We start from the raw sequence: 24,399 nt of genomic DNA on the forward strand, positions 1-24,399 counted from the left end.
CTACATTCCGCAGGCCGCGGCTGCGCTTGCAAGCGCAGCCCTTCGAGTCCCGCCGGAAGCCGCGCAGGCGGCTTCCTCCACTCCGCGGTCACGCGCCCGCACGCGGGCGCAACCGGAAACGCAAATGAAAAAGCCCGCACAAGGCGGGCTTCTTCATTTTCTGGCGGAGCGGACGGGACTCGAACCCGCGACCCCCGGCGTGACAGGCCGGTATTCTAACCGACTGAACTACCGCTCCAGTCTTGCTGCTTGCCTGGCAGGCGTCGGTTGCTTCCTGCCGGCGCATCGTTTGTTCGAACGACGCCGAAATCTGGCGTCCCCTAGGGGATTCGAACCCCTGTACTCACCGTGAAAGGGTGATGTCCTAGGCCTCTAGACGAAGGGGACAACGTACTGCTTACATCCTTAATGCAAAAGCCCGTTCAAAAACGTTCTTTGAACGGGCTTCGTTCTGGCGGAGCGGACGGGGCTCGAACCCGCGACCCCCGGCGTGACAGGCCGGTATTCTAACCAACTGAACTACCGCTCCAGCTTTCCTTACCCCACTTGCAGGACATCGTTCACGCCCTGCAAGCGTTGCGACACTTCTACGAAACGCCGCTGAATCTGGCGTCCCCTAGGGGATTCGAACCCCTGTACTCACCGTGAAAGGGTGATGTCCTAGGCCTCTAGACGAAGGGGACAACGTACTGCTTACATCCTTAATGCAAAAGCCCGCTCAAAAACGTCTTGAACGGGCTTCGTTCTGGCGGAGCGGACGGGACTCGAACCCGCGACCCCCGGCGTGACAGGCCGGTATTCTAACCGACTGAACTACCGCTCCAGCTTTCTTACCCAACCCGCAGGACGTCGGTTACGTTCCTGCAAGCCTCGCGACACTTCTACGAAACGCCGCTGAATCTGGCGTCCCCTAGGGGATTCGAACCCCTGTACTCACCGTGAAAGGGTGATGTCCTAGGCCTCTAGACGAAGGGGACATAATCTTTTCAGATCTGTCTGACTTTCGCTATTCACTTCTCATCAACAGCGAAGGCCGGAATTCTAACTGCTTTAGATCATTCTGTGAAGCATTTATTACTACTACCGCTGCTTCGCAAATCAATCCAATTTGTTCTGTTGGTGGAGGTAAGCGGGATCGAACCGCTGACCTCTTGCATGCCATGCAAGCGCTCTCCCAGCTGAGCTATACCCCCTTGCAGAACAGAAATGAGATTATATGGACCGACTTTGAACTTGTAAATACCCTTTTTGCGATTCGAGCGAAATTTTTTGCGAAGCTGCCGCGATCTCACGCGCAGACAGCTTCGCTCACGCACGAACTCAGGCCAGCGCGGCCTCGATGCGCGACACCACGACGTCGCGGCCGAACAGCACGAGCACCGCATCGATCGACGGCGTATGCGTGGTGCCCGCCACCAGCAGGCGCACCGGCATCGCGAGTTGCGGCATCTTCAGCTTGTGCGCGCCGAGCGTCGCCTTCAGCGCAGCGGACACCGCTTCCTTGGTCCAGTCGGCCGCCTTCAGCGCAACGACGAGATCGGCCAGCGCCGGCCGCACCGCATCGGTCACGTGCTGCGCAAGCGCGTCGGCTTCCGGTGCTGGCACGCGGTAGAACATCGCGGCGCCTTCCGCGATCTCCTTGACCGTCGTCGCGCGATCCTTCATCAGGCCGACCACGACGTCGAGCGCCGGGCCCGTCGCAAGCGCCGCGTCGTCGATGCCGAGCGCGTCGAGGAACGGCTTCGCGAGCGCGGCGAGGCGCGCATTGTCGGCTTCCTTGATGTAATGCGCGTTCAGCCAGCTCAGCTTGCTGTGGTCGTACTGCGCGGGCGACTTGCCGAGATGCTCGAGATCGAACCATTCGACGAACTGCTCGCGCGAAAAGATTTCCGCGTCGCCGTGCGACCAGCCGAGGCGTGCAAGATAGTTGACGACCGCTTCAGGCAGGAAGCCCGCGTCGCGATACGCCATCACGCTCATCGCGCCGTGCCGCTTGCTCATCTTCTCGCCCTGCTCGTTCAGCACGGTCGGCAGGTGCGCATAGACGGGCGCTTCGCCGCCGAGCGCATTCAGGATGTTGATCTGGCGCGGCGTGTTGTTCACATGGTCGTCGCCGCGGATCACGTGCGTGATGCCCATGTCCATGTCGTCCACCACCACGCAGAAGTTGTAGATCGGCGTTCCGTCCGGGCGCGCGATCACGAGGTCGTCGAGTTCCTCGTTCGAGATCTCGACGCGCCCCTTCACCGCGTCTTCCCACACGACCGTGCCGGTCAGCGGATTGCGGAAGCGCAGCACGGGCTTCACGCCAGCCGGCGGCTCCGGCAGCACCTTGCCGGGCTCCGGGCGCCACGTGCCGTCGTAGCGCGGCTTCAGGCCGGCCTCGCGCTGGCGTTCGCGCAGCGCGTCGAGTTCCTCGGCCGACATGTAGCACGGGTACGCGAGGCCCTTCTCGAGCATCTGCGCAAGCACCTCGCGATAGCGGTCCATCCGCTGCATCTGGTAGATCGGGCCTTCATCGAAATCCAGGCCGAGCCACTGCATCCCTTCGAGGATCGCATCGACCGCTTCCTGCGACGAGCGCTCGACGTCGGTATCCTCGATGCGCAGCACGAACGTGCCCTTCATCTTGCGGGCGAACGCCCACGGATAGAGCGCGGAGCGGATGTTGCCGAGGTGGATGAAGCCGGTGGGACTCGGCGCGAAGCGGGTACGGACAGGACGGGTCATAAACGGTAACTCGAACGCCTGGGGCGCATGAATGATTCGACGCGGGATCGACGGCGGCAGCCCGGACAGCAACGGGGCCCGCGACGCCCGGAACGGAAAAGAAGCCGGAATTATACTCGCGACGGACATCGCGCCAAGCGCGCCGCTTGCTTTATGATGTGCGCGCCGCGGCCGCCAACCGGCGCGGCGCCGGCCGCACGGAACCTGCCGCGCGGCCGCTCGGAACCTATCGCCGCCGCGGGCCGTGTAACCCGCCGCCAAGCCGCCGGAGAACCATTCGATGTCGTCCCCTCGCCTGTCGCGCCGCCACTTCACGATCGCGTGCGCGTCCGCCAGCCTCGCCGCCTGTACGTCGTTCGGCGGCAAGTCCCGCCCCGACAACGCATCCAACCCCGCGCAGCCGAACGAGAAGCCCGTGAAGATCGGCATCGCGCTCGGCGGCGGCGCCGCGCGCGGCTTCTCGCACATCGGCGTGCTGAAGGCGCTCGAGGCGCGCGGCATCCCGATCGAGATCGTCGCGGGCACGAGCGCCGGCTCGGTGGTCGGCGCACTCTATGCGTCGGGCATGAGCGCGCTGCAGATCAACAAGATCGCGCTCGACATGGACCAGGCGGCGATCAGCGACTGGGCGCTGCCGTTTCGCTCGCGCGGCCTCTTGCAGGGTGTCGCACTGCAGAACTTCCTGAACAAGACACTCAACAACCGGCCGATCGAGAAGATGGCGAAACCGCTCGGCATCGTCGCGACGGATCTGCAGAGCGGCCAGCCGATCCTGTTCCAGCAAGGCAACACGGGGCTCGCGGTACGCGCGTCGTGCAGCGTGCCGTCGGTGTTCGAACCGGTGAAGATCGGCAACCGCGAATACGTCGACGGCGGCCTCGTGAGCCCGGTGCCCGCGTCGTACGCGCGCAAGATGGGCGCGAGCTTCGTGATCGCGGTCGACATCTCGGCCCGGCCGGACGGCGCGGCAACCAACAACCCGATCGAGATGCTGCTGCAGACCTTCACGATCATGGGCCAGACGATCAAGACCTACGAACTCGACAAATACGCGGACGTCGTGATTCGCCCGAACCTCGCGGCCATGGGCGGCAGCGACTTCAACCAGCGCAACGCGGCGATCCTCGCGGGCGAGGAAGCCGTCGCGCGCATCATGCCGGAACTGCAGCGCAAGCTCGCGGCGGCGCGCGGCACGGCTGCCGCGTAACAAGCACGCCATTCGCGGGACGCGACGGCAGGCTCCGCCGCCCCGCGACCGGCGGAACGACTTCCGCGTCGTCGCCAGCGCGAGCCCCAAAAACAAAAAACCCTGCCGCCTTTCGGTGACAGGGTTTTTTTATCCGGTCCGACTGACCGGCGAACGTCAGTTGCTGCCGTTCGCTGAATCGTCGCCGAGCGTCGCGCGCACGCGCTGACGCAGATCTTCAGCCTTCATCGGGAATTCCGATTCGATCCGGCGCGCGCCGGTGAAACGCTTTTCCCAGTAGCCGCTGTCGAGATCGTCGACGCGAACGGTGCTGCCCGTCGACGGCGAGTGCACGAACTTGTTGTCGCCGATATAGATGCCGACGTGCGAGAACGTGCGGCGCATCGTGTTGAAGAACACGAGGTCGCCCGGCTTGAGGTTGCTCATGCTCACCTTCTCGCCGACGCGGCTCATCTCTTCCGCACGACGCGGCAGCGACATGCCGAGCGTGTCCTGGAACACGTAGCGGACGAAGCCGCTGCAGTCGAGGCCCGAATCCGGCGAGTTGCCGCCCCAGCGATAACGCACGCCGATCATGTTCAGCGCGCCGACGACGACGTCGCCTGCCTTGCCTGCCATGCCGGCGAGAAACGACTTCGCACCGCCGCTCGACGGCTGGGCGCTGGTCTGCTGGAGGGAGGAACCCGACCCGATCTGAGTCGAATTCGTGACATTCTGGTTAAAACTGCTGACTTCGTCGGCGAACGCGCCGGGAGCTGCTGCGAACAGGGCGCCGATGAACAGCCCGGCGATGGTGCGCGCGCATGCCTGGGTCAGGGATCGATGCTGCATTGGTCGATGGAATGTGCTTAAAAATCAGCTGATTGGCGGAAAATTTCGGTCGATACTAGCCAGCGCGTAATCGTTTGTCAAAACAAATTAAAAAATACAATCGAGATGGTCAGACCATTGGACGCCTATCACGCTTTCCAGACCGCTTTCAACAGCTTTTGTGTGTAAGGATGTGACGGTCTGGTGAAGATGTCGGACACGTCTCCCGACTCGACGACGGCGCCGTCCTGCATCACCGCGACGCGGTGCGCCATCGCGCCGATCACCTCGAGGTCGTGGCTGATGAACACATAGCCGAGGTTGTATTTCTGTTGCAAATTCGCGAGCAGTTTCAGCACCTGCTGCTGGATCGACACGTCGAGCGCGGAAGTCGGCTCGTCGAGGATCAGGATGCGCGGCTCCAGCACCAGCGCACGCGCGATCGCGATCCGCTGGCGCTGCCCGCCCGAGAATTCGTGCGGATAACGGTGCAGCACCGTGCGGTCGAGGCCGACTTCGCGCAGCACCGCGAGCGACTTTGCGCGGCGCGCATCGGGCGTCATTTCGGGGCGATGCAGCTCGAGCCCCTCGCCGACGATCCGCTCGATCGTGTGACGCGGCGAAAGCGAACTGAACGGATCCTGAAAGACGACCTGCATGTTCGAACGCAGCGCCGTCTGTTCGCGGCCGCGATAAGTCGACAGCGCGCGCCCCTGGAATTCGATCTCGCCGCCGACCGTCTTCTGCAGCCCGAGCAGCGCCATCGCGAGCGTCGATTTCCCGGACCCCGATTCGCCGACGATGCCGAGCGTCTCGCCCTGCCGCACCGACACCGACACGTCCGCGACGGCCGTCACGGGCACCGTGCCGAACCAGCCCGCGAAGCCCGGCCGCTTGCGCGCGAACTGCACGCTCACGTGGCGCGCGTCGAGCACGACGGGCGCGATCGGCATCACGGGCGCGACCGCGCGTTGCGGCCGGCTGTTCAGCAGCCGCTGCGTATACGGATGCTCGGGTTCCGCGAAGATCCGCTCGACCGGCCCGCTCTCGACGAGCCGGCCGTGCTCCATCACCGCGACGCGATCGGCAAAGTGGCGCACCAGATTCAGGTCATGCGTGATCAGCAGGATCGCCATCCCGCGCTTTTCCGCCTCCTCGCGCTGCAGTTCCAGCAGCAGGTCGACGATCTGCGCGCGGATCGTCACGTCGAGCGCGGTGGTCGGCTCGTCGGCCAGCAACAGGCGCGGCCGGCACGCGAGCGCCATCGCGATCATCGCGCGCTGCCGCTGACCGCCCGACAACTGGTGCGGGTAGCTGTCGACGCGCTTGTCGGGTTCCGCGATGCCCGTGCGCGCGAGCAGCGCGATCGCGCGCTTGCGTGCCTCGACCGCCGACACGCCGTCGTGCAGCACGATCGTCTCGCCGATCTGCACGCCGATCGTGTACAGCGGGTTGAGCGCCGTCATCGGCTCCTGGAAGATCATCGCGATGTCCGAGCCGCGCAGCCCGCGCATCTCGCGCTCGCTCTTGCCCGCGAGGTCCTGCCCCGCGAAGCGGATCGCGCCGCTCACGTCGGCGTCGCGCAGCAGCCGCAGGATCGACAGCGCGGTCACGCTCTTGCCCGACCCCGACTCGCCGACGAGCGCAACACGTTCGCCGCGGCCGATCGCGAGCGTCACGTCCTCCACCGCGACCGTGTCGCCGAAGCGCACATGCAGACGTTCGAGCGACAGCAGCGGCTCGTCGTGCGTCGATACGACCGTTTCGCTCATCGCTGGCCTCCCGCCGCACGCACGGAATCGGCGATCCGCGTGTCGAGCGCGTTGCGCAGCGCGTCGCCCATGAAGGTCAGCAGCAGCAGCGTCGCGACCAGCACGCCGAACGTCGACAGCGAGATCCACCATGCATCGAGGTTGCCCTTGCCCTGCGCGAGCAGCTCGCCGAGGCTCGGTGTCGGCGGCGGCACGCCGAGCCCGAGGAAATCGAGGCTCGTCAGCGCGAGGATCGCGCCGCTCATCCGGAACGGCAGGAACGTGATCACCGGCGTGAGACTGTTCGGCAGCACGTGGCGCCAGATGATCTGCCAGTTCGTGAGCCCCATCGCGCGCGCCGCGCGCACGTAGTCCTGCGTGCGGTTGCGCAGGAATTCCGCGCGCACGTAGTCGGCCAGCCCGATCCAGCCGAACAGCGACAGCAGCACGATCAGCAGCAGGAAGCTCGGCTCGAAGATCGACGCGAAGATGATCAGCAGGTACAGCTCGGGCAGCGAGCTCCAGATCTCGATCAGCCGCTGCCCGACGATGTCGATGCGTCCGCCGAAGAAGCCCTGCACGGCACCGGCGGCGATCCCGAGCAGCGTGCCGATCACGGTCAGGATCAGCCCGAACTCGACCGAGATGCGGAACCCGTACACGAGCCGTGCGAGCAGGTCGCGCCCCTGCGCGTCGGTGCCGAGCCAGTTCTGGCGCGACGGCGGCGCCGGGTTCGGCACGCTCGAGAAGTAGTTCAGCGTGTCGTAGTAATAGCGGTTCGGCGGGTAGACGACGAAGTTGCCGGGCGCCTCGAGCCGCTTGCGGACGTACGGATCGAGATAGTCGGCCGGCGTCGGGAAATCGCCGCCGAAGGTCGTCTCCGGGTACGCATGGAACAGCGGGAAGTAATACTGGCCGTCGTAGCGCACGACGAGCGGCTTGTCGTTCGACCACAGCGGCGCCGCGAGGCTCGCGGCAAAGGCGACGACGAAGATCACGAAGCTCCAGTAGCCGAGGCGCTGCTGCGTGAAGCGCTGCCACACGCGGCGCGCGGGCGACGGCGACACACGCGCACGCGCGGCGTCGATGCGGGACGACACGACGGCCCGGTTCATCGCGACCCTCGCCCGGTAACGCCGGGCATGCGGACGGACTGTTTCATGTCAGCGCTCCAGGTTGTCGAATTGAATGCGCGGGTCGACCCACACATAGCAGAGGTCGGAGATCAGCTTGGTCGCGAGCCCGATCAGCGTAAACAGGTACAGCGTGCCGAGCACGACCGGATAGTCGCGCCGCACGACCGATTCGTACGACAGCAGCCCGAGGCCGTCGAGCGAGAACAGCGTCTCGATCAGCAGGCTGCCGGTGAAGAACGCGCCGATGAACGCGGCCGGGAAGCCGACGATCAGCGGCAGCATCGCGTTGCGGAACACATGCTTCCACAGCACGCTGCGCTCGGAGAGCCCCTTGGCGCGCGCGGTCAGCACGTATTGCCGGCGGATCTGGTCGAGGAACGCATTCTTCGTGAGCATCGTGATGACCGCGAAGCTGCCGACGACCGACGCCGTGATCGGCAGCGCGATGTGCCACAGGTAGTCGAGCACCTTGCCGACGAGCGACAGCCCGGCGAAATTGTCCGACGTGAGCCCGCGCAGCGGAAAGAGCTGCCAGAACGAGCCGCCGCCGAAGAGCACGAGCAGCAGCACGCCGAGCACGAAGCCCGGGATCGCATAACCGACGAGCACGACCAGGCTCGTCGCGACATCGAACGGCGAACCGTTGCGCACCGCCTTCGCGATGCCGAGCGGCACCGATATCAGGTACGTGAGGAAGAACGTCCAGAGCCCGATGCTGATCGACACGGGCAGCTTCTGCACGACCAGCGACCACACGCTCTGGTGGCGGAAGTAGCTGTCGCCGAGATCGAAGCGCGCAAAGCGCTTCAGCATCAGCCAGTAGCGCTCGAGCGGTGGCTTGTCGAAACCGTACAGCGCCTTGAGTTGCGCGAGCTGCTGCGCGTCGACGCCGGTGTGTGCACGCATCCCGAACGGCACCGCGCCCTGCTCCGTCGCGCCCTTGCGCAATTCCTGCACGGCCTGCTCGACCGGGCCGCCCGGCACGAACTGGATCACCGCGAACGTGAGGGTCAGCACGCCGATGAGCGTCGGGATCATCAGCAGCAGGCGTTTGAGGATGTAGCTCCACATAGGGCGTCGACTCGTGATCGGTAGGCTGGGTTGGACGAAGGGCCGGCGCGGGTCAGTGAGCGGGCTTCGCCCACCAGGTCGACACGACCCAGCCCTCGGCCGAATAGTACAGCGGCAGCGTCTGCGGATAGGCGAGCGTGCGCTTGTACGCGATCCGGTGCGTCGTGCTGTACCACTGCGGGACCGCGTAGTAGCCGTGCATCAGCACGCGGTCGAGCGCGTGCGTCGCGTCGAGCAGCTCGTCGCGCGACTGCGCGGTGCCGAGCGCGTGCAGCAGTGCGTCGACGGCCGGCGACTTCAGCCCGGTGATGTTGTCGGAGCCCGGCTCGTCGGCGAACTTGCTCGCGTAACGCGAGTACTGCTCGGCGCCCGGCACCTGCACGCCCGGCAAGCGGATCGTCGTCATGTCGTAGTCGAACGCATCGAGCCGCTTTTGCAGCAGCGCGTAATCGGCCGTACGAAAGCGTGCGTCGATGCCGAGCTTCGTCAGATTGCGCTGGTACGCGGTCACGACGCCTTCCATCGCGCCGCCCGCATCGTCGAGGATCTCGAACGTGAACGGCTCGCCCTTCGCATTGCGCAGCGCACCGTCGCGATAGGTCCAGCCGGCCTGCGCGAGCAGCTCGCGCGCCTTCAGCAGGTTCGCGCGCAGCGAGCCCGGCGGATTCGTGGCCGGCTGCGTGACCATCGGGCCGAACACGGCCGGATCGAGCTGCGCGCGCAGCGGCTCCAGCAGCTTCAGTTCGCCGGCACCCGGCGTGCCGGTCGCCTGCAGGTCGGTGTCGGCGAAATAGCTGTCGAGACGCGTGTACGCGCTGTAGAACAGTTGCCGGTTCAGCCATTCGAAGTCGAATGCGAGGTCGAGCGCCTGGCGCACCCGCACGTCGCGGAACAGCGGCCGGCGCAGGTTCATGAAGAAGCCCTGCATGCCCGCGCCGTTGTGCTGGCGGAATTCGCGCTTGACGAGCTCGCCGTTGTCGAAGCGCTTGCCGACGTCGCGCCGCGTCCAGTTGCGCGCGATGTACTCGACCAGCACGTCGTATTCGCCGGCCTTGAACGCCTCGAGCCTCGCGACGCCGTCGCCGTACAGCTTGTAGACGATCCGCTCGAAGTTGTGGGTGCCGATCCGCACCGGCAGGTCGGCGCCCCAGTACGCGGGATTGCGCCGGTAGGTGATCGTGCGGCCGTTGTCGTAACGCTCGATCAGGTACGGACCGCTGCCGATCGGCTGCTCGAACGCGAGCTGGTCGAACGGGATGCGCGAGCCGTCCGCGCGCAAGCCCCACTTGCGCGAGAACACCGGCACGCCGCCGGCGATCAGCGGCAGCTCGCGATTCGCGCTGCGGAATTCGAAGCGCACGGTGGCCGGGTCGACGGCCACGGCCTTCGCGATCTCCGCGAAATACGCGCCGAACTGCGGCGCGGCCAGCTTGCTCTTCAGCGTGTCGAACGAAAACTTGACGTCGTCGGCGGTGACGCGATCGCCGTTCGAGAAGCGTGCGCGAGGATTCAGGTGGAACGTGACCGAACGGCGATCGGGCGCGATGTCGATATCGTCGGCAAGCAGCCCGTACGCGGATGCCGGTTCGTCCGAGCTGCCCGTCGTCAGGCTCTCGAACAGCATGTCGATGCCCGGCGCGGGGTTGCCTCGCATCGTGAACGGATTGAACTTGTCGAACGACGTCAGCCGGTTCGGGTTCGCGAGCACGAGCGTGCCGTCCTTCGGCGCATCGGGGTTGACGTAGTCGAAATGCTTGAAGCCCGGCGGATATTTCGGCTCGCCGTACTGCGCAATGGCGTAGGCGGCGTGCGCGGCCGTCGCGGCCAGCGCAGCCTGCAACGCAAACACCGCGGCAACGCGGCCGGCGGCCCTTGCGGCACGCAGCGCGGCGAAGCGGACGCGCGCAGCGGCGGCCCGGGGCGAACCCTTCGTCATAGAGGCCCTGTCGGTCGAATGAGGGGTGTAACGTGGGACGATTCTACCCATTCAATCCTTCGAGCCAAAAGAAAACCGCCACGCGGGCGGTTTCTTCATCAGCGGACGCACGCATCACGCGTGCGCCACGTGTCGATCAGCGCCAGCCGTTGTGGCGGCCATTATCCCAGTGACCACGATCACGATCGCCGCCCCAGCCGCGGCCATGATGGCGATACCAGTCGTCGCGGCCCCAGTAGCGACGGCCGTCCCAGTAGCGGTCTCCATGCCAGCCGATCACGATCGCCGGCCCCGGCATATAGACGGGTGCAGGTGCATACACGGGCGCCGGCTGATAGATGACCGGCGGCGGAGGCGGCGGCACATACACGGGCGCGGGCGCGACGTAAACCGGTGCCGGCACGCCGACGTTGATCCCGACATTGACTCCCGCCATTGCTGCGCCCGACACGAGCAAGGCCGTCATACCGGTCAAGAGCGAGGCAACACGCAAGGTCTTCATGGATTCCTCTTCTGGTTGTGTCATGTGTGATTCGACTATAACGGCAAGCGTCGTCTCCGCATATTTCACGTTTGTAAGAACTGATGCGCGGCATCGCAACGGGAAGCGTGCGCTAACGTCTTGTAACAATCGGCGCCGGCCCTGCCCTCGCCGGCTGCCGAAACCTGTCCGGCTCGCGCTCGTGCGCCCCGATGCACTCACCGTCGTCTCGCCGTCGACCGCCTTGCGCGGCGCACACTGCAATAAAACAAAAAGGCGGCACCTGTGCCGCCTTTTCTTCATCAACGCGCGCGGATATCGAACCCGGCGCCGCGACACCGCTCAGCGCGACATCATGTTCATGCTGACGTTGTGCATCACCCATAGCGTGCCGACGATCAGGATCGCCGCGGTCAGCACCGTGTAGCTGAATGCCATCACGTTCCAGCGCTGGCCCGACGAACCGTTCATGTGCAGGAAGTACACGAGGTGCACGACGATCTGCACGAACGCGAGCACGGCGAGCGCGATCAGCGACGCATGCGGCGACAGCACGCCGCCCATCACGAGGCCGAACGACGCGGCCGTGAGCAGCACCGACAGGATGAAGCCGGCGACGTAGCCGCCGACACTGCCGTGCCCTTCTTCGAGTTGAGACGAATGCGTATGGGCCATTTAGATCACGCTCGCGAGATAGACAAAGGAAAACACGCAGATCCACACGATGTCGAGGAAGTGCCAGAAAAGGCTCAGGCACGTCAGGCGCCGCAGGTCGCGATCGGTCAGGTCGCCGCCGCGGAACACGATCTGCCCGGCGAGCACGATCATCCACAGCAGGCCGGCCGTCACGTGCAGCCCGTGCGTGCCGACCAGCGTGAAGAACGCCGACAGGAACGCGCTGCGCTGCGGGCCGGCGCCTTCCGCGATCAGGTGCGAGAACTCGCGCAGCTCCATCGCGAGAAACGCCGCGCCGAGCACGAACGTCACGGCGAGCCACGCGAGCAGCGCGCCGCGCCGCTGCTTGTACGCAGCGAGCATCGCGAAACCGTACGTGATGCTCGACAGCAGCAGCGCGGCGGTTTCCACCGCGACGCCCGGAATGTCGAACAGGTCTTTCGCGGTCGGCCCGCCCGCATACTGGTGGCCTAGCACCGCGAACGTCGCGAACAGCGCCGCGAAGATCACGCAGTCGGTCATCAGGTACAGCCAGAACCCGAACACCGAATGCGACGGCGGATGGTCGTCGTGCTCGAGCAGGGTCGCGCTCAAGGTTTTCTGCAACATCAGTTGGCCTCCAGTTCCACGTCGTCGACACGCGTGGCCACGCGCTTGGTCGGCTGCTTGTCTTCGATCTTCCGCACCGTCGACGCGGGGATGTAATAACCGTCGTTATCGCGCGAGCTGTAGATCACCAGCGTCGCGACGATCCCGACGAGCCCGCCGATCGCCATCCACCAGATGTGCCACACCAGCGCGAAGCCGAGCACCAGGCTGAAGATCGCGACCACGAGGCCCGCGCAGGTATTCGACGGCATATGGATGTCGCGGATCGACGCCGGGTTCGGCCGGCCTTCGCCGCGCGCCTTCATGTCCGCGTACGCGTCGAGCGTGCGCACTTGCGGAATCACCGCGAAGTTGTAGTCGGCCGGCGGCGACGAGGTTGCCCACTCCAGCGTGCGGCCGCCCCACGGATCGCCCGTCGTGTCGCGGTATTCCGGCAGGTTGCGATTGCGGATGCTGACCACGAGCTGCAGCAACTGGCACGCGATGCCGATCGCGATCAACACGGCGCCGAACGCGGCAACCAGCAGCCACGGGTGCCATGCGGGGTTGTCGTAGTGGTTGAGCCGGCGCGTCATGCCCATGAAGCCGAGCACATAGAGCGGCACGAACGCGACGTAGAAGCCGACCTGCCAGAACCAGAACGCGGCCTTGCCGAGCTTCTCGTTCAGCTTGAAGCCGAACGCCTTCGGGAACCAGTAGTTGAAGCCCGCGAGATAGCCGAACAGCACGCCGCCGATGATCACGTTATGGAAGTGCGCGATCAGGAACAGGCTGTTGTGCAGCACGAAGTCCGCGCCGGGAATCGCCATCATCACGCCGGTCATGCCGCCGAGCGTGAACGTGACCATGAAGCCGATCGTCCACAGCACGGGCGTCGTGAATTCGATCCGGCCGCGATACATCGTGAACAGCCAGTTGAACACCTTCACGCCGGTCGGGATCGCGATGATCATCGTCATGATGCCGAAGAACGCGTTCACGTTCGCACCCGAGCCCATCGTGAAGAAGTGATGCAGCCACACGAGGAACGACAGCACCATGATCGCGCAGGTCGCGTACACCATCGTCTTGTAGCCGAACAGCGGCTTCTTCGCGAACGTCGCGATGACTTCCGAGAAGATGCCGAACGCCGGCAGGATCAGGATGTATACCTCCGGGTGGCCCCACGCCCAGATCAGGTTCAGGTACAGCATCGCGTTGCCGCCGGCTTCGTTCGTGAAGAAGTGCATGCCGAGGTAACGGTCGAGGCCGAGCAGCGCGAGCGTCGCAGTCAGGATCGGGAACGACGCCATGATCAGCACATTCGTGCAGAGCGCCGTCCACGTGAACACCGGCATCTTCATCAGCGTCATGCCCGGCGCGCGCATCTTGATGATCGTCACGAAGAAGTTCACGCCGGTCAGCAGCGTGCCGACGCCCGAGATCTGCAGCGCCCACAGGTAGTAGTCGACCCCTACCCCCGGGCTGTACTGCAGCTCCGACAGCGGCGGGTACGCGAGCCAGCCCGTCTGCGCGAATTCGCCGATCACGAGCGAGATGTTGATCAGGATCGCGCTGACCGCCGTCATCCAGAAGCTCAGCGAGTTGATGAACGGGAATGCGACGTCGCGCGCGCCGATCTGCAGCGGCACGATCAGGTTCATCAGGCCGACCATGAACACCATCGCCATGAAGAAGATCATGATCACGCCGTGTGCCGTGAAGATCTGGTCATAGTGGTGCGGCGGCAGATAGCCGGGCGCGTTGTACGCGAGCGCGAGCTGCATGCGCATCATGATCGCGTCGGCGAAGCCGCGCAGCAGCATGATCAGCGCGACGATGATGTACATCACGCCGAGTTTCTTGTGGTCGACCGTCGTCAGCCATTCCGTCCACAGCCATTTCCACCGGCCGGTGATCGTCAGCGCGGCGAGAATGCCCAGCACGGCCAGCCCCATGAAGGCGCCGGCCACCATGATGATGGGCTGATCGAACGGGATCGCCGAGAGTGTGAGTTTGCCGAACATGCGTTACCCCTTCGTGCCGCAGGCGGCGTCCTTCAGGTCGAGGACGTGGCCATCGTTGTATTTCGCGATGATGTTGTGGAAGAGCCGCGGATCGACCGACGAGAAGTAGCGCACGGGCGCCTTCTCGCTCGGCTGCGCGACGGTGCCGTACACGGTCGCGTCGAGCCGGTCCGGCGACGCCTTCACCTTCTGCACCCATGCATCGAACTGTTCGCGCGGCTCGGCGAGCGTGCGGAACTTCATGTCGGAGAAGCCGCGGCCGCTGAAGTTGGCTGACGTGCCCGCGTAGTCGCCGGGCTCGTCGGCGATCAGGTGCAGGCGAGTCTGCATGCCGGCCATCGCGTAGACCTGGCCGCCGAGCTGCGGGATGAAGAACGAGTTCATCACCGAATCCGACGTGATGCGGAAATTCACCGGCGTGCCGACCGGGATCGCGAGCTGGTTGACCGACGCGATGCCGAGTTCCGGATAGATGAACAGCCACTTCCAGTCGAGCGCGACGACCTCGACGTCGATCGGCTTCACCGACGACTCGAGCGGCTTGTACGGGTCGAGCTCGTGCGTGGTCTTCCACGTGAGCACGCCGAGGAACAGGATGATCAGTGTCGGCACCGTCCAGATCACGACTTCGATCGCGGTCGAGTGCGACCAGTTCGGCGCGTAGGTTGCGTTGCGGTTCGACGCGCGGTAACGCCACGCGAACCACAGCGTCAGCAGGATCACCGGCACGACGACGATCAGCATCGCCCAGGTGGACGTCGCGATCAGCGCCTTTTCGGCGGCGCCCACGCTTCCTTTCGGATTTAGTACATCTAAATTACAGCCTGACAGGCCCAGTGCCGCGCCGATTGATATCAGCGCCGACCAGCCTCTTGAAGCTCTTGTTTTCATCACACAGCCCGAGAGTCATTGAATCCGTTTGCGTATGCCCGATGCGCATTCGATCCACGAAAGTGGCCGAATCATACGTCGCGCAGGTGCGATGAAAAACCGGTGGATGCGGCAAATCATCATTGCAAGATCTGCCGTGAGACACATTGTCGCGGAGCAATTTCACGCAGCCGGAAGCGGGCCCGGCGTCGCATGTGCCGGACCGCGATCGATGTGCGCGCAACGACCGCATCGCCGTGCGATGCGGCCCGTTCGCGCGGCGTGCTGCGCTCAGCCGTGCGTCGATGCCATGTACGACGGCTGCGGCTGCACGGGGCCGTCCCCTGCCGGCACCTTCGAATGGCTGGCTTCGTCGATCAGCTTGCCGACGGTCGGATCGATCGCGTCGGTGAACGGTTTCGGATCGATGCCGATCGCCAGCACGATCAGCGCGAGCGACGCGAACATCACGATCTCGCGACGGTTCAGGTCGGCGAGCTTCGCGATCCGCTGGCTCGCGACCTTGCCGAACACCACGCGCTTGAGCATCCACAGCGTGTACGACGCGCTGAGGATCAGCGTCAGCGCCGCGATTGCGCCGATCCAGAAGTTGAAACGGATCGCGCCCATGATGACCATGAACTCGCCGACGAATCCCGACGTGCCCGGCAGGCCGACGTTGGCCATCGCGAACAGCAGCGTGAAGGTCGCGAAACGCGGCATCACCCCTGCTACGCCGCCGTACGCGGCGATCTCGCGCTGCTTCGTGCGATCGACCAGCACGTTCACGCACAGCAGCATCGCGCCCGCGACGAAGCCGTACGACACGAGCTGCACGATCGCGCCTTCGACGCCGATCCGGTTGAACAGGAACAGCCCGAGCGTGACGATGCCCATGTGCGCGACCGTCGAGTACGCGAGCAGCTTGCCTAGATCGGTCTGCGCGAGCGCGATCAGGCTCGCATAGACGATCGCGAACAGCGACAGCGCGATCACGGCCGGCGCGAAGAAGTGGCTTGCGTCGGGCGTGATCGGCAGCGCGAAGCGCAGGAACCCGTAGCCGCCGAGCTTGAGCATCGCGAGCATCAGCGCGGCGCCCGTCGGGCCGTCCGTGTACACGTCGCTCAGCCACGTGTGAACCGGCCACATCGGCACCTTGACCGCAAACGCGGCGAAGAAGCCGAGGAACACCAGCAACTGCGGTGCGAAACCGAGCTGCAGCGTGCGCCACACGGCCATGTCGAACGTATGCGACTGCGCGTACAGGTACAGCATCGCCATCAGCAGCAACAGCGAGCCGGCGAACGAAATGAAGAAGAACTTCACGGCTGCGTACACGCGGCGCTCGCGCCCCCACGTGCCGATCAGCAGGTAAAGCGGGATCAGCGTCGCCTCGAAGAAGATGAAGAACAGCAGCCCGTCCTGTGCGACGAACACGCCGACCATCAGCCCCGACAGGATCAGGAACGACGCGTAGTACTGCGCGACGCGCACCGTGACCGACTCCCACGACGCGACCACCACCACGAGCGTCGTGAATGCGGTCAGCACGACGAGCCACAGCGACGCGCCGTCGATGCCGACCCGCCATCCCGAATTGAACGCCGCCAGCCAGTTGCGGCTTTCGACGAACTGCATCGCGGCTGAATGCGCGTCGAAACCGGCGACCAGCGGGACGACAGCCGCTAGCCCAGCCAGCGCGCCGGCGAGCGCGATCAGTCGCGTGCGGCGTGGATGATGGTCGGAGCCGGCGCGCAGCAGGCACGCGCCAAACACGATCGGAACCCAGATAGCCAGGCTCAGGAAGGAGAAATCATGCATGTCAACAAGGCCTTGAGGAAGGTCGCGCACTGCATCGGTGACAGGCGAGACGAAAGAAACGAAATCAAATCGACAGATAGATTTCGTGAATCGCCAATGTTGGCAAAATGTAAAGCGGCATCAAGGCAAAGCTTGATGTCGCTCAAGCGCAATCGGGTTAACCAGCATAAGGCGATCGATTATTTTTTGCAGCGCAGCAGCGCATCGATTTTCGGCGCGGACGCAGAGTGCTGATTTTTATGAGTAATTTTTTGTATTGCGCGGTGAGGTCCGTCGCGAGAATCGACGCAGTGCCGCAATTTTGACGCCGACGCATCATTTCCGAGGGCCGGAACAAGATGATTGAAGCCGCGCTGGATGGTGATCGCGCAGCGCCTCCAGCCTTACACCATTCCCTTCATTTTTATTTCAATTTGCGTTGCTCGAAACAAGTCGGGCGAATGACCATTCCACCGATCGGCGTCGCCGCAAGCACCGCTGTCCTTCATGCTCCCGGCCGCTAACGCTGGTGACTCAGACGGTCCCATATGCGCATCGTCACCGCGCGATAGTGGCCGTGTTGCGCGGGAAAATGGACGAAGCGGCTGTCGCGCGTCGCATAGACCGGCGATGACGCAAGCGTCATCGCATCGACGATATGGTGCGCATCGATCATGCCGGACTGCAGCAGTTCCACATAAATCGCCTGCTGGTCGCCGCCGCTCGCGTAGACCGACGAACGATCGCCGAAATTCTCGATGCGCGCGCAGATGCGCTCGACCAGTTCGCGCATCGGCGCGACGTTGCGCACGCCGATCATGCACGAGTTGATCGCCCAGGCCGTGTGATCGGTACCAATCACGAAGTCGCGGCCGTCGATCAAGCCATCGATGGCCTGACTCTGATCGATCGCGAGGATGTCCGCATCGACCCAGAACACGAACGCGTGATGCGGCAGGTGTTCGCGAATCAGATGCAGCTTCGCCCAGTTCGCATCGATGCCGCCCGGCAGGAATGCGGGCGCCTCGCGATACGCGTGGTACGCATAGCCATGCCGAGTGCAGTAGCGAACGAAGTTCTCTTCGTGCAGGTCGCCGTAGCCGGCGATATGCGACGTATGCAGGCTCACGAACGCAACACGCGCGTGCGGATTCACATGCCGCTCCGCGTCGCGCGTTCGCTGCTGCGCGGCACGCCAGTCGTCCATCGCGTGCGGGGGATCGCCGCGCTGGTACCGTTCGGCGTCGTCGACGAGCGCCACCACATAGCGGAAGTCATAGTCGGCAGCCGGCACCCAGACGCCCTCCACCTGCCGCCACTCAGGCGCCTGGTGCGCCACGAGCGGCCGGGCGCCGGCGATCGAATCGATCGCGATCCCGTCGCTCCAGACCGTCTGGGCCGACGCGAAATGGCCATTGGCGAGCGGCACGTCGAACGGCAGCGGCGGAAAGTACTCCTCGAGCAGCGTCGCCTCGCACGCGTGGTGCCGCTCCGGAAGATGCATCGCCCACTTGCCCAGTTCGACCGCCAGCTTGCGCAACCGCTCGCGCACGTCCGGCACGTTGCGGAAGATCATCCCGCTAGCGGCGGGCAGTGCCGACTTCGACGTTTGCGTGGTGACGATTGCGTCGTAACCGTGCGCGACATCCGGCAGCGCGTGCGGATCGAACACGACGGAGAACGGATCGAGCACGAGCAGCAATGCGCCCGGCTCCATCGCGACGAGCTGCGCGATGATCGCGTGGTACTTGTGCAGGACCTGCTGGCGCTCGCCGTACACGTGCATGCCGTCGACCGTCGCATGGCGGTAGCCGTGCTGCCGCGCGTAACGCTCGTGGTTGTCGACCAGTCCGTCGACAGGTCGATGAGAGAGAACAGTCAGAACTGAATGCGGGCTTGCCAAGAGCATCACCTTGAGTCGCGCCAATCGATACGCGATATGTAGCGCATTACCGCTGCTCAAGTCGAGCACTCATTGTCTGATCGGCTGCGCCGACCGAGCCCGTCCGCGAACGAGATCCGGTGGCAGCCATCGAATGTCTTGCGCGTGACGTAGCGGAAAAAGAAAAAGCCCCGCAAGTCCGAGAACTTGCGGGGCTTTGTCACCGCTTTTGGCGGAGACGGAGGGATTCGAACCCTCGATCCAGGTTTTGGCCCAGATGCTCCCTTAGCAGGGGAGTGCCTTCGACCTCTCGGCCACGTCTCCCAAACTTTCGCTCGCACCAGGGAGGCAGTGCGACGAGAACGAGATAGTATAGGGTTTCGAACCGCGCGTCAATTTCCGTGATGCAATTTCGTCATCGCATCACGAAAATTTCATCATGCCTGGTCGAGTTCGAATGCCTTGTGCAGCGCGCGGACGGCCAGCTCCATGTATTTCTCGTCGATCAGCACCGAAATCTTGATTTCGGACGTCGAGATCATCTGGATGTTGATGCCCTCTTCCGACAGCGTGCGGAACATCTTGCTCGCGACGCCCACGTGCGAACGCATGCCGACGCCGACGACCGACACCTTCGACACCTTCGGGTCGCCCTGCACCTGCTCGGCGTTCACGTGGCCCTTCACCTGGTTGGTGAGGATGTCCATCGCCTTCTGGTAGTCGCCGCGGCCGACCGTGAACGTGAAGTCGGTTTTGCCTTCGACGCTCTGGTTCTGGATGATCATGTCGACGTCGACGTTCGCATCGGCGACCGGGCCGAGGATCTGATACGCGATGCCCGGCTTGTCGGGCACGCCCATCACAGCAATGCGTGCTTCGTCGCGCTGGAACGCGATGCCGGAAATGACTGCCTTTTCCATGGTCTCGTCTTCTTCAAAAGTAATCAGGGTGCCCGAGCGCATTTCTTCGTCGAGCGCAATCAGCGGATCGGTCAGGCTCGACAGCACGCGCGTCTTCACCTGGTATTTGCCGGCGAATTCGACCGAGCGGATCTGCAGGACCTTCGAACCGAGGCTGGCCATCTCCAGCATCTCTTCGAACGTCACGCGATCGAGGCGTCGCGCCTCTTCGACGACACGCGGATCGGTCGTGTAGACGCCATCGACGTCCGTGTAGATCAGGCACTCTTCGGCACCCAGCGCAGCCGCGACCGCCACCGCCGACGTGTCCGAGCCGCCGCGGCCCAGCGTCGTGATGTGGCCGTCCGGATCGACGCCCTGGAAGCCCGTGATGATCACGACCTTGCCTGCATTCAGATCGGCCTTCACGCGCTCGTCGTCGATCGAGTGGATGCGCGCTTTCGTGTACGCGCTGTCGGTCTTGATCGGTACTTGCCAGCCGGCGTAGCTCACGGCCTCGACGCCGATTTCCTGCAGCGCGATCGACAGCAGGCCGACGCTGACCTGCTCGCCGGTCGACGCGATCATGTCGAGCTCACGCGGGCTCGGCTGGCTCGAAATCTCTTTCGCAAGACCGAGCAGACGGTTGGTTTCGCCGGACATCGCCGAAGGCACGACCACCATCTGGTGCCCGGCCTGATGCCATTTTGCGACGCGTTTCGCGACGTTCTTGATGCGCTCGACCGAGCCCATCGAAGTGCCGCCGTATTTGTGTACGATGAGTGCCATTGTCGTTCTGAACTGGAGGAGAAACCGCACGGGCGCGCTGGGCAGGCCGGGTTGCCGTTCGGTCACGCGGCTTGTGGCTGTGGACGGACGACGAGGGGGACGGCTGGGACGCAACGCGCAAGCGTGACGGAATTTGCCCGGAAGGCCGATCAGGCCGCGCAAACCGGGTACGTCACGCGGGAAACCTGCACAAATCGCTCAAAAATCGAGCCGAGCAAACGACCGAGCGTACCCGATAGAAGCCCGCTTGACAAGCCGCCCGCCGTGTCCACGGGCGTTCCGGCGCTGTTTACCGAATGGTGAAAATGGGCGCGCCATCGCGCCGCCGGAAGCCTGCCCGCCGTTACGCGATCAGCAGGTCGGGACGCCATTCGATCCGGCGCCACACGCCGCCGCCGGACGGCCCGTTGTCGAACAACTCGCCGTCGCAGTTCACGCCCAGCCGCGGCACGTAGATCAGCCGCTCGCCCGCGAACAGCAGCGGCACGTCGCGCTGCCATGCCGGCACGCCACGCTCCTGGAACAGGTTCTTCAGCGTCCGGCCCGGGCCGCCCGGCGACGTGCGCATCCGCTCGCCGCCCGCCCGGGCGCGCGCGGCGAGCCGTGCGCCGCGCAGCAGCGCCTCCGGCACCGCGCCGGCGCTGCCCGCGTCGGCCGGCGCGAACACGAACGTGCCGCGCCATCCCGGCAGGTGCCAGACTTCCTGCCCGTCCCACGCGAGCGCCGCCTCCGGGTGCGGCGTACCCGTGCCGTCGTCGGCCGGTTCGGCGCTGTCGCCCGCTTCCCAGTAGACGACGTCGCGGTAGAGCCGCAGGCACTGCCCCGCGTGATCGACGCGCAGCGCATGCGCGTCGTGCGCGGCGCGCAACTGCCTCATCATGTTGGCGAGCCGGGCGGCCGACGCACCCGGCAAACCGAGCCGGCGCATCCAGAAGCGCAGCAGGTTCGCGCCGCGCGTGTCGTCGAACGTGACCAGCGACTCGCGCGACAGCGCACGCCCGTCATCGCGTGCGGCGACCGCGAAATCCAGTTCGGCCAGATCGTCGAGCAGCCGCTGTGCTGCGGCCGCATGCTGGGCCGCGCGACCGAGCGCGTCGCGAAAGCCCGGGAAATGCACGGCCAGCACCGGCAGCACGTCGATGCGCAGCGCATTGCGCGCGTAGCGCGTGTCGCTGTTCGATTCGTCGTCGATCCATCCGAGCGCGTGCTGCGTCGCATAGCGCTCGAGTTGCGCGCGCAACAATCGCAGCAACGGACGCACGCGCTCGACACTCACGCCGTCGGGACGGTAGCGCGGCGCCATGGCGGCGAGCCCCGCGATCCCCGCGCCGCGCAGCAGTTGCAGCAGCACGGTCTCGGCCTGGTCGTCCGCGTGCTGCGCGAGCCACAGCGCGGTCGCGCCGTGGCGCTCGCACATCGCGTCGAGCGCGGCGTAACGACGCTCGCGGGCAGTCGCCTCGATACCGAGACCGCTGTCGCGCGGCACGTCGACGCGCATCGACTCGAACTCGACGCCGAGCCGTGCCGCTTCCGCTTCGGCATGCGCGACCCACGCGTCGGCGTTCGCGCTCAGGCCGTGATGCACGTGCAGCGCGACGCAACGCGATGCGCCCGCGACCCGCACGGCCGCGTCGAGCAGCACCGTCGAATCGAGGCCGCCGCTGTACGCGATCGCGATGCGTGCATCGGACGGCATGCCGGAAAGCGCAACGCCGACCGCGTCGAGTACGACGCGGTCGGCGGAGAATTCGGTCGGTGGGATCACGAGAGGGGCGCGCGCGCAGCGGCGCGCGGATTGAACACGCGGCCGGTCATGCGCCCGGCGTGGTTTCCTTGAACTTGCCGTAGGCCATCAGGCGTTCAAGGCGGCGCTCGCGCACCGCATCGATGCTCATGCCCTGGAACTGGCGCAGCGAATCGGCGAGCGCGCGGCGCAGCAGCGCCGCCATGCCCTTCGGATCGCGATGCGCGCCGCCGAGCGGCTCGTTGATGATCTTGTCGATCAGGCCGAGCGCCTTCAGGCGGTGCGCGGTCAGGCCCAGCGCTTCCGCGGCTTCCGGCGCCTTCGCAGCGCTTTTCCACAGGATCGACGCGCAGCCTTCCGGCGAGATCACCGAGTAGGTCGAGAACTGCAGCATCATCACCGTGTCGGCCACGGCGATCGCGAGCGCGCCGCCCGAACCGCCCTCGCCGATCACCGTCGTGATGATCGGCGTCTTCAGCTCGGCCATCACGTACAGGTTGCGGCCGATCGCCTCCGACTGGCCGCGCTCTTCCGCGCCGATGCCCGGGTACGCGCCCGGCGTGTCGACGAACGTGAAGATCGGCAGCCCGAACTTCTCGGCGAGACGCATCAGGCGTTCGGCCTTGCGATAGCCTTCCGGACGCGGCATCCCGAAGTTGCGCGCGGCGCGCTCCTTCGTGTCGCGGCCCTTCTGGTGACCGATCACCATGCACGGATGGCCGCCGAAGCGCGCGAGACCGCCGACGATCGACAGATCGTCCGCGAATGCGCGGTCGCCGTGCAGTTCGTGAAAATCGGTAAACAGTTCCGCAACGTAATCGAGCGTGTACGGACGCTGCGGGTGCCGTGCGATCTGCGAAACCTGCCACGGCGACAGGTTCGCGTAGAGGTCCTTCGTCAGTTGCTGGCTTTTCTTCGACAGCCGCTCGATTTCTTCCGAAATATCGACAGCCGAGTCGTCCTGCACGAATCGCAGCTCTTCGATCTTGGCTTCAAGTTCGGCGATCGGCTGTTCGAAATCCAGAAACGTGGTCTTCATGTGTTCGAATCCTTGGGTCTTGCGGCAGCGCGTATTCTACCCGCGCGGGCGACACTCAAAACCGGCTCTCAACTATTGATAGTTAAAACCCGATAGCCGACGCTCAGGCGTCGGCGTCGGGCGCATCGAGGCTGCGCCACATGTACCAGGTCGCGACGGTGCGCCACGGTTCCCAGTTGGCCGCGACTTCACGCGCCTCGCTGCGCGTGACGGGTTCCCCGCTGAAGTAATTGACGCTGATCGCGCGGATCAGGCCCGGGTCGTCGAGCGGCAGCACATCGGGCCGCGACAAGTTGAAGATCAGGAACATCTCTGCCGTCCAGCGGCTGATGCCGCGGATCTGCGTGAGTTCCGCGATCACGTCCTCGTCGTCCATCGACGTCCATTTGTCGACGTGCAGCGCGCCCGACACGAAATGTTGCGCAAGATCAAGGATGTATTCCGTCTTGCGCTTCGACAGCCCGCACGCGATCAGCTTGTCCGCGCCGAGCCGGATCACCGGCTGCGGCGCGAGTTTCGGACAGGCATCCTCGATGCGCGCCCACAGCGACTGCGCGGACGGCACCGAAATCTGCTGGCCGACGACCGAGCGCGCGAGCGTGACGAACGGGTCGCCGCGCTTCACGAGATGCGCGGGACCGAACTTCGGAATCAGTTTCTTCAGGATCCGGTCGCGCTTGACGAGGTCGGCGCACGCCTTGTCCCAGTACGCAGGACGCACGACGACCTCCTCGCCGTCCGCTTCGGACACACGCGTCTTGCGGGCCGCGTCGGCGGCCGGCAGCGCGGCCGCCGGCTGCGCATGACCGTTGAGCGCGCCGTTCGGCGCGGCACGCGACGCGTCCGCCTTCGCCGCCGGCACGCGCTTGGCTGCCGGACGCGCGGCGACCGGGGTCGCGCGCCTGACCGGCGCTTTTCTGGCCGTTGCCATCTTGCCTCCTACCTGACGGATCGGTCAGTGGAA

The 24,399-nt window shown here is 65.0% G+C and carries 19 protein-coding genes and 8 tRNA genes; 2 read left to right on the top strand and 25 right to left on the bottom strand.

The window, feature by feature from the left end:
• Positions 1–161 precede the first annotated feature (161 nt).
• The 8 genes from LXM88_RS15935 to gltX form a co-directional block, all read right to left on the bottom strand.
• Positions 162–238 (bottom strand) — tRNA-Asp (locus LXM88_RS15935).
• Positions 239–311: 73 nt separating this feature from the next.
• A tRNA-Glu gene (locus tag LXM88_RS15940) sits at positions 312–387 on the bottom strand.
• 65 nt (positions 388–452) lie between these two features.
• Positions 453–529: transfer RNA gene (locus LXM88_RS15945), tRNA-Asp, on the bottom strand.
• 78 nt (positions 530–607) lie between these two features.
• Positions 608–683: transfer RNA gene (locus LXM88_RS15950), tRNA-Glu, on the bottom strand.
• A gap of 63 nt (positions 684–746) precedes the next feature.
• A tRNA-Asp gene (locus tag LXM88_RS15955) sits at positions 747–823 on the bottom strand.
• A 78-nt stretch (positions 824–901) separates the two neighbouring features.
• A tRNA-Glu gene (locus LXM88_RS15960) sits at positions 902–977 on the bottom strand.
• Positions 978–1,117: 140 nt separating this feature from the next.
• Positions 1,118–1,193 (bottom strand) — tRNA-Ala (locus LXM88_RS15965).
• 127 nt (positions 1,194–1,320) lie between these two features.
• Positions 1,321–2,730, bottom strand: coding sequence for a glutamate--tRNA ligase (gene gltX / locus LXM88_RS15970; protein ID WP_262533784.1), 1,410 nt, complete (start codon positions 2,728–2,730; stop codon positions 1,321–1,323).
• Positions 2,731–3,010: 280 nt separating this feature from the next.
• Between gltX and LXM88_RS15975 the strand changes: the two genes are divergently transcribed.
• Complete coding sequence (locus LXM88_RS15975; protein WP_047898442.1) at positions 3,011–3,937, top strand: patatin-like phospholipase family protein; 927 nt, start codon at positions 3,011–3,013, stop codon at positions 3,935–3,937.
• Positions 3,938–4,093: 156 nt separating this feature from the next.
• Here LXM88_RS15975 and LXM88_RS15980 read toward each other — a convergent pair whose 3' ends face one another.
• From LXM88_RS15980 to LXM88_RS16030, 11 genes are all read right to left on the bottom strand, one after another.
• On the bottom strand, positions 4,094–4,768 hold the full coding sequence (locus LXM88_RS15980; RefSeq protein WP_262533787.1) for a C40 family peptidase: 675 nt from the start codon (positions 4,766–4,768) through the stop codon (positions 4,094–4,096).
• Positions 4,769–4,896: 128 nt separating this feature from the next.
• Positions 4,897–6,519 carry an ABC transporter ATP-binding protein gene (locus LXM88_RS15985; RefSeq protein WP_262533789.1) on the bottom strand — a complete coding sequence of 541 codons (1,623 nt, stop codon included), beginning with the start codon at positions 6,517–6,519 and terminating at the stop codon, positions 4,897–4,899.
• Positions 6,516–7,613 (bottom strand): ABC transporter permease, encoded by a 1,098-nt coding sequence (locus tag LXM88_RS15990; RefSeq protein WP_262533791.1) that lies wholly within the window; start codon positions 7,611–7,613, stop codon positions 6,516–6,518. The genes LXM88_RS15985 and LXM88_RS15990 overlap by 4 nt, the downstream gene beginning before the upstream one ends.
• Positions 7,614–7,661: 48 nt before the next feature.
• Positions 7,662–8,705 carry a microcin C ABC transporter permease YejB gene (locus LXM88_RS15995; protein ID WP_262533793.1) on the bottom strand — a complete coding sequence of 348 codons (1,044 nt, stop codon included), beginning with the start codon at positions 8,703–8,705 and terminating at the stop codon, positions 7,662–7,664.
• A 52-nt stretch (positions 8,706–8,757) separates the two neighbouring features.
• On the bottom strand, positions 8,758–10,641 hold the full coding sequence (locus LXM88_RS16000; RefSeq protein ID WP_262533795.1) for an extracellular solute-binding protein: 1,884 nt from the start codon (positions 10,639–10,641) through the stop codon (positions 8,758–8,760).
• Between the two features lie 136 nt (positions 10,642–10,777).
• Positions 10,778–11,143, bottom strand: coding sequence for a hypothetical protein (locus LXM88_RS16005; RefSeq protein ID WP_262542861.1), 366 nt, complete (start codon positions 11,141–11,143; stop codon positions 10,778–10,780).
• Between the two features lie 321 nt (positions 11,144–11,464).
• A complete protein-coding gene (gene cyoD, locus LXM88_RS16010; RefSeq protein WP_114177420.1) occupies positions 11,465–11,797 on the bottom strand; it encodes a cytochrome o ubiquinol oxidase subunit IV in 333 nt (110 codons plus the stop codon).
• Positions 11,798–12,406: a cytochrome o ubiquinol oxidase subunit III gene (gene cyoC / locus LXM88_RS16015; RefSeq protein ID WP_048248698.1), complete on the bottom strand. Its 609-nt coding sequence runs from the start codon at positions 12,404–12,406 to the stop codon at positions 11,798–11,800.
• A complete protein-coding gene (gene cyoB / locus LXM88_RS16020) occupies positions 12,406–14,412 on the bottom strand; it encodes a cytochrome o ubiquinol oxidase subunit I (protein ID WP_262533800.1) in 2,007 nt (668 codons plus the stop codon). The genes cyoC and cyoB overlap by 1 nt, the downstream gene beginning before the upstream one ends.
• A gap of 3 nt (positions 14,413–14,415) precedes the next feature.
• A complete protein-coding gene (gene cyoA, locus LXM88_RS16025) occupies positions 14,416–15,303 on the bottom strand; it encodes a ubiquinol oxidase subunit II (protein ID WP_262533802.1) in 888 nt (295 codons plus the stop codon).
• Positions 15,304–15,573: 270 nt separating this feature from the next.
• The gene (locus LXM88_RS16030) at positions 15,574–17,103 is read right to left on the bottom strand and encodes a complex I subunit 4 family protein (RefSeq protein ID WP_262533805.1); all 1,530 of its coding nucleotides are present in this window, start codon (positions 17,101–17,103) and stop codon (positions 15,574–15,576) included.
• Between LXM88_RS16030 and LXM88_RS16035 the strand changes: the two genes are divergently transcribed.
• Positions 17,098–17,337, top strand: a complete 240-nt coding sequence (locus tag LXM88_RS16035) for a hypothetical protein (RefSeq protein WP_262533806.1) — start codon at positions 17,098–17,100, stop codon at positions 17,335–17,337. The two genes, LXM88_RS16030 and LXM88_RS16035, sit on opposite strands and share 6 nt — an antisense overlap.
• A 265-nt stretch (positions 17,338–17,602) precedes the next feature.
• Here the strand turns inward: LXM88_RS16035 and LXM88_RS16040 are convergent, their stop codons facing one another.
• The 6 genes from LXM88_RS16040 to LXM88_RS16065 all read right to left on the bottom strand — a co-directional run bounded on the left by LXM88_RS16040 (position 17,603) and on the right by LXM88_RS16065 (position 24,366).
• Positions 17,603–18,991: a hypothetical protein gene (locus LXM88_RS16040; protein WP_262533807.1), complete on the bottom strand. Its 1,389-nt coding sequence runs from the start codon at positions 18,989–18,991 to the stop codon at positions 17,603–17,605.
• A gap of 203 nt (positions 18,992–19,194) precedes the next feature.
• Positions 19,195–19,288: transfer RNA gene (locus tag LXM88_RS16045), tRNA-Ser, on the bottom strand.
• 113 nt (positions 19,289–19,401) lie between these two features.
• Positions 19,402–20,652, bottom strand: coding sequence for an aspartate kinase (locus LXM88_RS16050; protein WP_262533809.1), 1,251 nt, complete (start codon positions 20,650–20,652; stop codon positions 19,402–19,404).
• Positions 20,653–20,995: 343 nt separating this feature from the next.
• Positions 20,996–22,417, bottom strand: coding sequence for a tRNA lysidine(34) synthetase TilS (tilS, locus tag LXM88_RS16055; protein ID WP_262533813.1), 1,422 nt, complete (start codon positions 22,415–22,417; stop codon positions 20,996–20,998).
• A gap of 46 nt (positions 22,418–22,463) precedes the next feature.
• Positions 22,464–23,435: an acetyl-CoA carboxylase carboxyltransferase subunit alpha gene (locus LXM88_RS16060; RefSeq protein ID WP_262533816.1), complete on the bottom strand. Its 972-nt coding sequence runs from the start codon at positions 23,433–23,435 to the stop codon at positions 22,464–22,466.
• A gap of 103 nt (positions 23,436–23,538) precedes the next feature.
• Positions 23,539–24,366, bottom strand: a complete 828-nt coding sequence (locus LXM88_RS16065; protein WP_262533818.1) for a DNA-3-methyladenine glycosylase family protein — start codon at positions 24,364–24,366, stop codon at positions 23,539–23,541.
• Positions 24,367–24,399: the final 33 nt, after the last annotated feature.

Source organism: Burkholderia sp. S-53 (assembly GCF_025560745.1).
Taxonomy (GTDB): Bacteria; Pseudomonadota; Gammaproteobacteria; order Burkholderiales; family Burkholderiaceae; genus Burkholderia; species Burkholderia pyrrocinia.

Coding starts and splice junctions, on each gene's coding strand:
- LXM88_RS16035 (WP_262533806.1), top strand. CDS start 17,098: ATGCATGTCAACAAGGCCTTGAGGAAGGTCGCGCACTGCATCGGTGAC.
- LXM88_RS15980 (WP_262533787.1), bottom strand. CDS start 4,768: ATGCAGCATCGATCCCTGACCCAGGCATGCGCGCGCACCATCGCCGGG.
- LXM88_RS16040 (WP_262533807.1), bottom strand. CDS start 18,991: ATGCTCTTGGCAAGCCCGCATTCAGTTCTGACTGTTCTCTCTCATCGA.
- LXM88_RS15990 (WP_262533791.1), bottom strand. CDS start 7,613: ATGAACCGGGCCGTCGTGTCGTCCCGCATCGACGCCGCGCGTGCGCGT.
- cyoD (WP_114177420.1), bottom strand. CDS start 11,797: ATGGCCCATACGCATTCGTCTCAACTCGAAGAAGGGCACGGCAGTGTC.
- LXM88_RS16065 (WP_262533818.1), bottom strand. CDS start 24,366: ATGGCAACGGCCAGAAAAGCGCCGGTCAGGCGCGCGACCCCGGTCGCC.
- LXM88_RS16050 (WP_262533809.1), bottom strand. CDS start 20,652: ATGGCACTCATCGTACACAAATACGGCGGCACTTCGATGGGCTCGGTC.
- LXM88_RS15985 (WP_262533789.1), bottom strand. CDS start 6,519: ATGAGCGAAACGGTCGTATCGACGCACGACGAGCCGCTGCTGTCGCTC.
- cyoB (WP_262533800.1), bottom strand. CDS start 14,412: ATGTTCGGCAAACTCACACTCTCGGCGATCCCGTTCGATCAGCCCATC.
- LXM88_RS15975 (WP_047898442.1), top strand. CDS start 3,011: ATGTCGTCCCCTCGCCTGTCGCGCCGCCACTTCACGATCGCGTGCGCG.
- LXM88_RS16030 (WP_262533805.1), bottom strand. CDS start 17,103: ATGCATGATTTCTCCTTCCTGAGCCTGGCTATCTGGGTTCCGATCGTG.
- cyoA (WP_262533802.1), bottom strand. CDS start 15,303: ATGAAAACAAGAGCTTCAAGAGGCTGGTCGGCGCTGATATCAATCGGC.
- gltX (WP_262533784.1), bottom strand. CDS start 2,730: ATGACCCGTCCTGTCCGTACCCGCTTCGCGCCGAGTCCCACCGGCTTC.
- LXM88_RS16005 (WP_262542861.1), bottom strand. CDS start 11,143: ATGAAGACCTTGCGTGTTGCCTCGCTCTTGACCGGTATGACGGCCTTG.
- LXM88_RS15995 (WP_262533793.1), bottom strand. CDS start 8,705: ATGTGGAGCTACATCCTCAAACGCCTGCTGCTGATGATCCCGACGCTC.
- LXM88_RS16000 (WP_262533795.1), bottom strand. CDS start 10,641: ATGACGAAGGGTTCGCCCCGGGCCGCCGCTGCGCGCGTCCGCTTCGCC.
- LXM88_RS16060 (WP_262533816.1), bottom strand. CDS start 23,435: ATGAAGACCACGTTTCTGGATTTCGAACAGCCGATCGCCGAACTTGAA.
- cyoC (WP_048248698.1), bottom strand. CDS start 12,406: ATGTTGCAGAAAACCTTGAGCGCGACCCTGCTCGAGCACGACGACCAT.